The sequence below is a fragment of the Mesorhizobium sp. M7A.F.Ca.CA.004.04.2.1 genome (assembly GCF_004022825.1).
Lineage (GTDB): Bacteria > Pseudomonadota > Alphaproteobacteria > Rhizobiales > Rhizobiaceae > Mesorhizobium.
On record NZ_RZPH01000092.1, the window covers coordinates 1 to 10,685 of the forward strand.

General features: G+C 60.5%; 16 protein-coding genes. 4 read left to right on the forward strand and 12 right to left on the reverse strand.

Annotation, left to right across the window (positions count from 1 at the left end):
* Together EN893_RS37980 and EN893_RS06690 are read left to right on the forward strand one after the other, a co-directional pair.
* Nucleotides 1–181: hypothetical protein (locus EN893_RS37980; protein ID WP_206640091.1), on the forward strand; the 181-nt coding region annotated here is incomplete at its 5' end.
* On the forward strand, nt 178–729 hold the full coding sequence (locus EN893_RS06690; RefSeq protein ID WP_127372850.1) for an AAA family ATPase: 552 nt from the start codon (nt 178–180) through the stop codon (nt 727–729). The genes EN893_RS37980 and EN893_RS06690, both read left to right, overlap by 4 nt.
* A gap of 3 nt (nt 730–732) precedes the next feature.
* Here EN893_RS06690 and EN893_RS06695 read toward each other — a convergent pair whose 3' ends face one another.
* The 5 genes from EN893_RS06695 to EN893_RS06715 form a co-directional block, all read right to left on the reverse strand.
* Nucleotides 733–1,389: a thymidylate kinase gene (locus EN893_RS06695; RefSeq protein WP_127270446.1), complete on the reverse strand. Its 657-nt coding sequence runs from the start codon at nt 1,387–1,389 to the stop codon at nt 733–735.
* Nucleotides 1,389–1,862 carry a hypothetical protein gene (locus EN893_RS06700; RefSeq protein ID WP_127271807.1) on the reverse strand — a complete coding sequence of 158 codons (474 nt, stop codon included), beginning with the start codon at nt 1,860–1,862 and terminating at the stop codon, nt 1,389–1,391. Before EN893_RS06700 ends, EN893_RS06695 begins: the two co-directional genes overlap by 1 nt.
* A gap of 182 nt (nt 1,863–2,044) precedes the next feature.
* Nucleotides 2,045–2,407, reverse strand: a complete 363-nt coding sequence (locus tag EN893_RS06705) for a RidA family protein (RefSeq protein WP_127270444.1) — start codon at nt 2,405–2,407, stop codon at nt 2,045–2,047.
* A gap of 251 nt (nt 2,408–2,658) precedes the next feature.
* The gene (locus EN893_RS06710; protein WP_127270443.1) at nt 2,659–3,114 is read right to left on the reverse strand and encodes a DUF6644 family protein; all 456 of its coding nucleotides are present in this window, start codon (nt 3,112–3,114) and stop codon (nt 2,659–2,661) included.
* The gene (locus EN893_RS06715) at nt 3,115–3,504 is read right to left on the reverse strand and encodes a DUF6152 family protein (protein WP_127270442.1); all 390 of its coding nucleotides are present in this window, start codon (nt 3,502–3,504) and stop codon (nt 3,115–3,117) included.
* 220 nt (nt 3,505–3,724) lie between these two features.
* Here EN893_RS06715 and EN893_RS06720 point away from each other — a divergent pair, with 220 nt between their 5' ends.
* The gene (locus tag EN893_RS06720) at nt 3,725–4,045 is read left to right on the forward strand and encodes a DUF1476 domain-containing protein (RefSeq protein ID WP_127270441.1); all 321 of its coding nucleotides are present in this window, start codon (nt 3,725–3,727) and stop codon (nt 4,043–4,045) included.
* Nucleotides 4,046–4,137: 92 nt separating this feature from the next.
* Here EN893_RS06720 and EN893_RS06725 read toward each other — a convergent pair whose 3' ends face one another.
* Complete coding sequence (locus EN893_RS06725) at nt 4,138–4,692, reverse strand: DUF4142 domain-containing protein (RefSeq protein ID WP_127270440.1); 555 nt, start codon at nt 4,690–4,692, stop codon at nt 4,138–4,140.
* Between the two features lie 211 nt (nt 4,693–4,903).
* Nucleotides 4,904–5,647, reverse strand: coding sequence for a DUF899 family protein (locus EN893_RS06730; RefSeq protein ID WP_164749022.1), 744 nt, complete (start codon nt 5,645–5,647; stop codon nt 4,904–4,906).
* Nucleotides 5,648–5,792: 145 nt separating this feature from the next.
* Between EN893_RS06730 and EN893_RS06735 the strand changes: the two genes are divergently transcribed.
* Nucleotides 5,793–6,128 carry a hypothetical protein gene (locus tag EN893_RS06735; protein WP_128361455.1) on the forward strand — a complete coding sequence of 112 codons (336 nt, stop codon included), beginning with the start codon at nt 5,793–5,795 and terminating at the stop codon, nt 6,126–6,128.
* A gap of 11 nt (nt 6,129–6,139) precedes the next feature.
* On the opposite strand, the gene EN893_RS06740 is transcribed toward EN893_RS06735, so the two are convergent.
* The 5 genes from EN893_RS06740 to EN893_RS38590 all read right to left on the reverse strand — a co-directional run.
* The gene (locus tag EN893_RS06740) at nt 6,140–6,964 is read right to left on the reverse strand and encodes a carbohydrate ABC transporter permease (RefSeq protein WP_127270437.1); all 825 of its coding nucleotides are present in this window, start codon (nt 6,962–6,964) and stop codon (nt 6,140–6,142) included.
* A gap of 1 nt (nt 6,965) precedes the next feature.
* Nucleotides 6,966–7,838 (reverse strand): sugar ABC transporter permease, encoded by an 873-nt coding sequence (locus EN893_RS06745; RefSeq protein WP_236382911.1) that lies wholly within the window; start codon nt 7,836–7,838, stop codon nt 6,966–6,968.
* A gap of 116 nt (nt 7,839–7,954) precedes the next feature.
* Nucleotides 7,955–9,223 carry an ABC transporter substrate-binding protein gene (locus EN893_RS06750; protein WP_127270435.1) on the reverse strand — a complete coding sequence of 423 codons (1,269 nt, stop codon included), beginning with the start codon at nt 9,221–9,223 and terminating at the stop codon, nt 7,955–7,957.
* Nucleotides 9,224–9,508: 285 nt separating this feature from the next.
* The gene (locus tag EN893_RS06755; RefSeq protein WP_127270434.1) at nt 9,509–9,997 is read right to left on the reverse strand and encodes a GNAT family N-acetyltransferase; all 489 of its coding nucleotides are present in this window, start codon (nt 9,995–9,997) and stop codon (nt 9,509–9,511) included.
* A 5-nt stretch (nt 9,998–10,002) separates the two neighbouring features.
* The coding region (locus EN893_RS38590; protein ID WP_206640092.1) for a lytic transglycosylase domain-containing protein at nt 10,003–10,685 on the reverse strand (683 nt) is incomplete at its 5' end.

Consider the following 10,685-nt stretch of genomic DNA (forward strand, 5'->3'; position numbering starts at 1 on the left):
CACTGGAGGCGCCAAAGCAATGAAACTGATCGATGACCTTAAGAAATTCGAGCTAAAGGCCACGGAGTTTCTTGTCGTGTTTGAGCCGGAGATCAAGGATCCACGCCTCGTTTTAGCAAACAAAGGGGTGACTCTTCATTCACTGGTCAAATTTCGGGCGACCGGGAAAATAGAAAAGTGAAGATACTGATATGCGGGGCCTTTTCAGCAGGAAAAACAGAAACGGTGCTTGCAACGAAGACTTTGCTGGAGACTAACGGACACAAGGTGTCACTTGTCGAGGAAGTCGCCCGAAAAGCACCATTTGCGCTCAACAAATCTCAGGATTTTGAGACTACATCGTGGTTATACTGCCAGCAAATCTGTAGTGAGATCGAAGCCAGTAAGGATGGAGCTGCAATCACCATCTGTGACAGGGGTATTCCAGACATATTTTCGCATTTTCTAGATACCATGGAAAAGGCATCAAAGCCGGGCCCATTCTTAGACGCTCTATTCCCCGCGCTGAAACAATGGTGCTCCACATATGGCAAAGTCTTCTTTTGTCCAGTCGATCACGGCATTCCTGTTCAGGTCGACTCACTACGCGTTGCTGACCCAGCATACCGTTTAAAGATGGAAAACCATAGCTTAGAGGCGCTCGAAATGCTTGACGTACAATACGTTGGGCTTTCATTCGAAAAGGAGCACAGGGCGAATGCGATATATCAGTCGATAGCCAATCTCTGACGATTACAGTTGTGTCAGAATCTCGGCGGCAAGCTCCTCAGGTCTCCTAAGGTTGCCGTCAAAATCTACATCAACAGCGCACCACTCCCCTAAAACCGATTTCGCAATTAGATTTTCATACACGAGCGGAACCCTCGTAAGTAAGGAGCTATCCGCCTCATGCCTATCGGCATCAAGGTCAGTATAGTCTCTCTTAGGTTTTCTTAGGACGTTTTTCGCCGACGCGTTCGGTGATATACGCAGGTAGGCGTTGAGATTAGGAGCTGGAAGCCCGAACACTTTTAATTCTAGGTTCAAGACCCATTCTATCATTTGATCCTGGAATTCGAGGTCGACTTTTGCTGACTGATAAGCCATATTTGAAGCAATATACCTGTCGAATATCAGAAAATCGGATTTTAAATTAATACTTTCGATAAGGGATTTCGACTCAAATCTATCCATCGCATAGAGCGTGGCAATCGATTTCGGGTCCTCAGGAATATATGTTTTCCCCGACAAGAAATTACCTAGCGCCTGACCTGCTATGGTTTCAGAATACCGCGGGAAAGAGACAATGGTAGCAGTCTTCCCTCGATCCTCGATCAGGGCTTTTAACGACTTTGATACTGTAAATTTTCCTGCTCCATCAACACCCTCAATAGCTACTATTTTGCCCATCAAACGAATATGATCCTCTGCAACACTCTTGAATTCGACAGTAGAAACCGAAACTGAGACTCTGACATCTTAAATCTGGTAGCCTGATTCAATATTATTTCCCGACGCCGCACCATTGGCTCAAAAAATAGAACATCGGCCTCGTCAAAAGCAAACCGAACTGCGAGCTTTACGAGGTCGAATTCAAACTCCAAGCCTTCCGGCAAAACTTTATCAGTATAAAAAGTCTTAGAGATGTCTTTGAAATAAATCGAATACTTTAGGAGATCAAAGGCAGATACGGTAAATTCTTCTTTTCCAAATACAAGTTTTAAGTTGCCACCTTGCTTCTTAATACCATCCGCTATGCTTTCTGACGACATCATAATACACACGCATGCTGCCTGCGCCGTGTCAAAGTCAGAAATAATCTCTGTGTAACTTTTGCTCATTGAAGACACTAGTGCCCAATTATCGGTCTGGAGTCGTGGCATTTAAGGCCACCCTGCTCTATAGGCGTGCCAGCCGCAAGAGGGGAACTCGACGACCGAACCCAGCGTCGCAGCAGACTTAGTCGACACATAGAGAGGGCCGCTAATCTCCGCAATCCCAACCCCCGTTTTCTAACACCTAATGCTTTCCCGCTTGCGTGAGCAATGTAACCGGCGTGCCCCCCTCACGCCACAGCCACACACTCGATCTCAATATCAAACTCCATCGGCCAAGACGCCACCGGCACAAAACTCCGCGCCGGCGGATTGGTCGAAAAATACCTGGCATAGACCCGGTTAATCGCGTTGTAGAAGCCGGAATTGACGGCGTAGATGCGCACCATCACGACGTTTTCCAGCGAGGTTCCGGCCGCTTCCAGGCAATGTTTCAGCGCCTTCAGCGACGCCTCGGTCTGTGTTTCGATGTCGCCGCGCACCATCTCGCCGGTCACCATGTCCACCGGCGGCGTCGCCGAGATGAAGACGAAGCCGTTGGCCTTGACCGCCGTCGAGCAGGGCAGGCCAAGCGCCCGCACCTTGTCCGACATGACGGGGACTTCGATGATTTCTTTTTTTCACGGCAGTTCTCCTTTGTTTGCAGGAAGCTTATCCCGGCACTGGCGGAACGCCAGCGCCGTTCTTCCCTTCTCCCCTTGTGGGAGAAGGTGGATCGGCGCGATAGCGCCGAGACGGATGAGGGGTGGTCCAGCGGAGTGAGACGTTGGCGTTCCCTGGAACACCCCTCATCCGTCGCCTTCGGCGACACCTTCTCCCACAGGGGGAGAAGGTGGATGCGGCGCTAAAGAAAACCGATGAACCGTCCGGCGAACAGCACTGATGTCCACAGCAGTATCGAGAGCACAGCCAGGATGGCGCTGCCGGCCGGCTCGTCACCGCCTCTGGCGAAGCGCAGGAAGGCGAAAAAATTGACGCCGGCGAGAAGGATGAGTGCCATCTTGGCGAGGAAGACCGGCATCGCCGCATAGGTGCTCGCCTTGACCGAAAACAGCAGCGAGCCGGTGACGAGCGCACCGACGAACGCGCCTAAAGCAACGCGGCGCAGCAGCGCGACGAACGCGGCGTGCGGCAGTGAGCGGAAAGCGCCGCAGATCCTGAGGTCCATGAGGAGGACGCTGGTCAGCAGCGCGCCGATCGACAAGATGTGGAGCGCGTTGACGATGGGGTAGGCAATGAAGGAGCCCTTCAGCCACCGCGCCAGGGCAAATTGCTCGATGCCGGCGAGGAACTCCGCCATCTAGGCCGGCGGCACGCGGTCGGGATAGACATCGTATGTCTTGCCGCCGACGATGACGCGCACCGCTTTCATGCGCTTTTCGCTCGCCTCGACCGAGCGGTTGCCGATCGCGGTCACCTCGTCGCCGACCTTGGCCACCTCCTCCGTGAAGCCAGCGGCGATGGTGCGGGACGGCGGCGCCATCTCCACCCGCCAGGCCTCTCCCTCGGCGTCGACATCCAGCGTGGCGTGCGGATTGCCGATATAGATGGCCGTGATCTTGCCCCTGAGTTCGAAAAACCCGTCCTGCGTCCACGACCAGCCATGATGGGCATAGGCCGCGGTGCCGGCGGCAAGCATCACGGCCGCCGTCAGCGCGACGCTGCGAATTCCATTGAAAGGCGACCGCATCACTCGTCTCCTCGGTTCGTCCACCATGCATTCGAGAGTAGGACACGGCGCGGCAACGTCAAATCACATCGGCCAAATGACCGGAACCGCCAAGCACCCCGCTCAATCGCCGGCGTGAACGATCCGGCCTTGCTAAAGACATCCATGCACGCCACTCTCGCCTTCCCTGCCCGCTTTTCCCTTGGGCTGAAGATCGGACTCACATCGAACGAGGCAAACCATGAGCAGCATGAGAGACCGTCAGGAAGGCTTCGAAAAGAAGTTTGCGATGGACGAGGATACGAAGTTCAGGGCCATGGCGCGCCGCAACAAGCTGCTCGGCCTCTGGGCCGCCGAAAAGCTTGGCAAATCTGGTGCGGACGCCGACGCCTATGCGAAGGAAGTGGTGCACGCCGACTTCGAAGAGGCCGGCGACAACGACGTGTTCCGCAAGGTGCGCGCCGATTTCGACGCGGCGGGCATCGCCCAGTCGGATGCCCAGATACGCACCGCCATGGAAGAGCTGCTGGTGACCGCGGTGGAGCAGATCAGGTCGACCTGAGCGCCGCTCATTGTGCTTGGTTTGCCACCGTAACGCTCTACGGCGCCCCCAGACAGAGGGGGGCGCCGTAGAGCGTCGGCCTTGAACCGCCCTCACCCCTGATGCGCGGCCGCCAGTTCCTTCACATGTTTTTCGTGCATCTGCAGCGTCGGCAGGGTTTTCTTGGCGAATTCCTTCATCGCCGGGTCGTCGCCGGATTGCGCATAGCCGCTGAACAGCGCGACGGCTTCCTTGTGGGCGTTGGTCTGCATCTCGATGTATTTGGCCTGGAACTGATCGCCGCTGGCGCCCTTCAGCTCATCGAGCATCTTCTGCTCCTTGGGCTGCAGGGCCGGACCTGACGGCGCGGTGGCCGAGGTTGTCTGGCCCTGGGCAAGCGCCGCCTTGAATTCCTCGCCGGCCTTGGTGTGGTCGGCGATCATCTGTTTGGCGAACGCCTTGACGTCGGCATCGGTCGCCTTCTGCTCGGCGAGCTTGCTGGACTCGATCTCGAACTCATTGGCGCTCGGCACCGTCTTGATGAAGGTCGAAGTGTCGACCTTCGTCGTCGTAGCGAGCGGCGTGGTCGTGGCGGTCGTGTTCGACTGGGCAAAGGCCGGCGCGCCGGCAAGCAATGCTGCTGCGGTCAGAATGGCAAGCGTCTTCATGGCATGTCTCCGGTTGGAATTGTCCCTCGGACAATCCAACGTCGCTTGGGCACTCCGGTTGCAGCTCTTGAGGAAGAAGCCTGCGCATATCGCCTCGATCGCCCCGCCGTATATGTGGCTTGCTCGAACGCTCGCCGATGCCCTCGTTCGAGCCAGCCCATGGGACTCATGTTCCGAAAACTGAAACGCGGCGGCTGGCCAGAGCTGCCTTTCAGTGGCAACACGCCTCGCCATATTGCAGCTGCTCGTTCCAGTTCGGGCGGCCTTCCGGCGTGAAATCCATCAGGTTCCACAGCGTTTCGCAGGTGCCGAGGCTGCGCGGATCCTGGCCCGGCTCCGTCGGCGCGAAATCCAGTTCCGAACTCCAGAAATGGCGTATGCCCTCGCCGTCGCGGTGAAACACCGACAGCAGCGGGATCTGTGAGCCGTCGGCCGCCTCCGCATTGTAGTCGCGCTTGAAGCTGTTGGAAGCCGAAGACACCAGCCGCATGTTGCGCCAGCCCCTGTCGAGGCCGAGCGTGACCAGGTTTTCGAGCGCGGTCTTGCCCACCACCGCGAAATTGAAGCCGGCGGCCTGGAGATGCCCGACCGCGCCGTCGAACTGGTCGAGCAATGCCGTGCAGGAGGGGCATGGCTGGTCCTGCCGGGCGAGCTTCGCCGTGCCGCCGCTGGTCGCCACCTCGCGCTTTTCCTGCGGATGGCGCGGGAACATCATGTTGTAGAGGATGAGCGAGTCCTTGCCGGGCGCGAACAGCTCCGACAGCTTTATCTTTGCAGGCCTCCCATCGCCGTCCAGCCCGTCGAATTCATAGTCCTGGCGGATCAGCCCGCCCGGCGGCAACGCGCGCCGGGCCTCGGCGACCTCTTCCATGGCGCGGCGCAGCTCGATTTCCTTCTTCAGCAATTTTTCGCGCGCGGTGCGGTATTTGGCGGATTCATTGGGAAAGGTGATCATGATCGGCTCCTTCAAGTCGCGGCGCCGGCGTCCCGGCGCGGTTGCTCTGCGACCCAAGGACGTTCGGCAGCGATCGGTCCCGACATTTATTGCGCATGGTGAGATGTCGTAATACCTGTTCGGGCAGCGTGATCCGGGGAACAACATGCACGACGGCGAGATCGATCTGCGCTGCCCGCAAGTGGTGGCCGACAATGCCGCCAAGGGCCTCAGGCTGCGCGGCGAGTTCGGCCGTGGCGGCACCGAGATCGGCGTCGCCCGAGCCACCGAGCTGAAGAACCGGGAAAAGCTCGCGCCCTCCACCATCCGCCGCATGGTCAGCTATTTCGCCCGCCACGAGGTCGACAAGCGCGGCAGGAACTACGGCAATGAGCACAACCCTTCGGCCGGTTATATTGCCTGGCTGCTGTGGGGCGGCGACGAAGGCCGCGCCTGGGCGCTGGAGCTCAAGCAGAAGATCGGCAACGCGCCGGACATCTGAGGACTCGTCCCTCACCCCTTGACCCCGCCCGCGGTGAGGCCGGAAACGATTTTGCGCTGGAAGATCAGGACCAGCACCACCAGCGGCACCGTGACGATCACCGAGGCGGCCATGATGTTGCCCCATGGGATCTCGAACTGCGAGTTGCCGGAGAGCAGCGCGATCGCCACCGGCACGGTCCGCTGTGCGTTGTTGGAGGTGAAGGTCAGGGCAAACAGGAACTCGTTCCACGCGCCGATGAAGGCCAGCAGGCCGGTGGTTGCCAGCGCCGGCCACATCAGCGGCAGGAAGACCCGGGTGATGATGAGCCACGGCGTCGCGCCGTCTAGGATCGCCGCCTCCTCGACCTCGACCGGCAGGTCGCGGACGAAGGTGGTGAGGACCCAGACGGTGAACGGCAAGGTGAAGATCATGTAGGAGAAGATCAGCGCGAACAGCGAATTGTAGAGGCCGAACAGGCGGACCAGTTCGAACAGCCCCGCCAGCAGCGCCACCTGCGGGAACATCGACACCGACAGGATGATGAACAGCAGGGCCGAGCGGCCGCGGAATCGAATGCGCGCCAGCGCATAGGCCGATGTGACGCCGAGCAACAGCGAAAGCGCAACCACCGCGCCGGAGACGAACAGCGAGTTCAGCAAGTTGCGCACGAAGCTGCCTTCGGTCAGCACATTCCGGTAGTTGGCGAGGCTGATCGTCGTCGGCCACAGATCGGCCCGGAACAGGTCGGTCCCCGATTTCAGGCTGGTGACGATGGCATAGTAGAACGGGAACACGGCGACGAAGACGATGACCGCGACCAGCAGGTAAAAGGCCGTGCGCTTCACGATCCACATGTCAGCGGCCTCCGTCCAGCCTGATCCGGCCGATCCGGATGGTGACGATGGTGAGCAGAGCTAGGATCAGGAAGAGCAAGGTCGAGGCGGCGGAGCCATAGGCGAACTTGTCGAACTCGAACAGGTTCTCGCGGGCGAACACGGACATCGACTTGGTTTGCACATTGTTGGGCGTCAGCACATAGATCAGGTCGAAGATGCGCAGCGCATCGAGCGCGCGGAAGATCACGGCCACCATCAGCGCCGGGCGGATCAGCGGCAAGGTCACCCGCCAGAAGATCTGCCAGGGGTTGGCGCCGTCGAGCCTGGCGACCTCGATGATCTCCCTCGGCAGCATCTGCAGCGCGGCCAGGATGAGCAGCGTCATGAATGGTGTCGCCTTCCAGATATCGACGATGAGGACGGCCGCCATCGCCGTGTCGGCGTTGGCCGTCCAGGCGATCTTGTCGCTGATCAGGCCGAGGTTGAGCAACACGACATTGATGATGCCGAACTGGTCGTTGAGCATCCATTGCCACATCTTCGCCGAGACGATCGTCGGGATCGCCCAGGGGATCAGGATCGCTGCCCTGACGATGCCGCGGCCGGCGAATTCGGCGTTGAGAACCAGGGCAACGATCGTGCCGAGGATGGTCTCGCAGGTCACCGAAATCACCGTGAAACGCACCGTGTTCCAGACGGCACGCCACCAGACCGGGTCGACGAGCAGCCCGTCATAGAGGGTCCGGCCGCTCGGCATATGCAGCACCGAGAAGTAATTGGCGAAGCCGACCCATTGGCGCGCGTCGAGGTCGGCCAGCGAGGCGTCGGTGAAGCTGAAATAGACCGTGCGGGCGAGCGGCCAGCCGGCCGCCCCGGCGAGCACCAGAAGCATCGGCGCCAGGAAAAGCCACGCCGAGCGAACGCGCTGTGCCGTCAACGGCGATGGCCGACGACGAACAGCCTGTGTCTCCGACGCCGCACGGGCGTCGGTCCCTGTCGGCACTGTGGTCACCAGCCGTTGCCCTTCAGCTTGGTCAGCATCGCTTCGAGGTCGGCTAGATTGTCGGCGGCGGTGCCGTCGCCCGAGAGCGTGTTGTGAACGGCGTTCCAGAACTGGCTCGACGCCTCGTTGTATTTGATCCTGGTCGCGGCCGACGGGCGCGGCACCGCATTGAGAAATATCTGCTTCCAGCGCGGAATAATCGGGTGCTCCCTGGCAATGTCGGCATCGTCATACAGCGCCTGGATGGTCGGCAGGTTGGACGTCTTCAGCGCGCGGTATTTCTGCATCGCGGGCGAAGCGATGAACTTGACCAGCCCGATCGCGGCATCCGGATGCTTCGAATGTTTGGAGACGGCGAGATTCCAGCCGCCCAGGGTCGCGACCGGGCGCGCGCCGTCGCCCGTGCCGGCCGGCAGCGGTGCCACGTCGAACTTGTCCTTGATCGGCGAGCCCTCGCCGTTGCCGAGCGCATAGGCATAGGGCCAGTTGCGCATGAACACCGCATTGCCTGTCTGCCAGACGCCGCGCGATTCCTCTTCCTGGTAGGCGAGTACGCCGGGCGGCGCGATGGTCCCGACCCAGCCCTTGATCATATCGAGCACCGCCGCCGCTTTTGGATTGTTGATGGAGATGGAACCGTCCGGCTCGATGATCTGGCCGCCGCCATTCGACATCACCCATTCGAGCGCGTCGCAGGTCAGCCCCTCATAGGCGTTGCCCTGGAAGACGAAGCCCCAGATATCCCGATTGCCAGCCGCACGCTCCTTGTCCATGACCAGCCTGGCGGTGTCCGCCAGTTCCTTCCAGGTGGCCGGCACCTTGGCGCCATATTTGTCGAGGAGATCCTTGCGGTAGTAGAGCGCCGGCGCATCGGTGAAGATCGGCAAGGCGACGAGCTTGCCGTTGACGGTCTGTGACTGGATGATCGATGGAAAATGCTCGGCCACGACGTCCTTGGTCGCTGCGGTCAGATCCACGAGCTGACTGGCGAGCTGCGGTGCCCAGATCACGTCCGTCTGGTAGACGTCGATGTCACTGTTTCCGGCGGCGAGCCAAAGCCGGTACTGGCCGAACTGGTCGGTCCCGGACGTCGGCATGACGACGATGCTGACCTTGTTGCCGCTGTCTTTCTCGTAACGGTCGAGGATCTCGCGCAGCACCTTGATGCCGTCGCCGGTATCGCCCGACACCATCGACAGCTCGACGGCCCGCGCCGGCGTGCCAGCCAGGATGGCAGTGACGCCGAGCGCCAGGAATGCGCGAGAGAGTTTCATAATGGTGAATGTCCCTCCGCAGCCGGCCGCCGAAAATCCTCCCACCCGCCGGCAGCTTGTCAGGCCCTCACCTCCCATTGAATGCGAAGCGGCGCTTTTGGGTTCCCAAATCGCGCCGTTCCTGCGTGGGGCGACACCCATCAGGGTGTGTTGAGATTCAGGTCAGGCCGAGTCGAAAATGGTGGTTTCCGAGAACCGGAGCGGAGCGTACTTTTGGGTACGTGAGCACCGGAAGCGCAGGAAGCCATCATTTGCAGGCCGGCATCACCTGAATATCAGCACACCCTAGCCTTCCCAGGCGACAGGCATCATGCCCAGCCGCTCATAGAGCCGGACGGCGGTGGGATTCTCGACCGTGTTGGTCTTGAGGTCGACATGATCGGCGCCGCGTTCGCGAAAAACGGCGAAGGCGTGCCACATCAGCGCTTCGGCAACGCCCTTGCCGCGAGCCTCGGGATGAACGGCTAGATCCTTGACGAAGGCGCGGGTCCAGCACAGTGCCGCTGCCGCCAGCCGGCCCTTGGCGTCGATGACGAGGAAGCACAGTGCCGGGTCGAATTCGGGATCGTCGGCGATGCGCGGCCACCACTCATCGAACGGACCGTCGGCGCCGTCGTCGAACACTTCGGTCAACAGCGCATGCAGGGGCAGCGCATCACCGGGCTCGAAGCTGCGCATGACAAAGCCGTCGGGCCAGTGCGGCGGAACCAGCGTCTCGTCGAGGATCTTGCGCAGCCGGATGTCGTTGAGAGCCGGCGGGCGCGGTTCAGGCATCGCGCTCAGGCGTCGGGCTGCAGGCGACGGCGCTGGCGGTCGCGGCCAAGGCCGGTCGCCTCGAGCAGGCCCTTGCGCTTGGCGTCGTAATAATAGCCGGTCTGGTAGAGCCAGTCGGCCTTCTTGGCGTTGCCGCCGGCCACCAGCCAGGCGCCGCGCAGATATTTCACCGCGTATTTCAGATTGGTATCGGCATCGAACAGGCCCTTGGCCGGCCCGTCATAGCCCATGCCGCGCGCCGTCGCGTGTTTGATCTGCATCAGCCCCCAATGGCCGTTGTTGTAGGCTTTCGGGTTGAAGGTGCTCTCGCGGTTGACGACATGGCGCACCAGATCCACCGGCACCTGATAGATCGCCGCATATTTCTCGATCAGCCGCTCGACATCGCCACGCACGCCCGTCGCGTGTTCTTCTTGCACGGGCCCTGCCGGGAACTGGACCAGGGCCGCCGGGTTCTGCGGCACGACATAGGCGACCTGCTGGACGCCGGGCATGCGATCGCCCTTGGCGGTTGCCGGCACGACCAGCCCCGCGGTCGTGTAGGCCTCGGCCGCCTTGACCGGCTTGCTCGCATTTGCTGGTGGCGGCGCCTGCCAGGCATTGGCGGCCATCACCGCGGGCGCGGCTGGTGCCATCGGTGTCGATCCGGCAAAAGCGGCGGTCGCCGCAGCCGGCTGTGCGGCGGGAT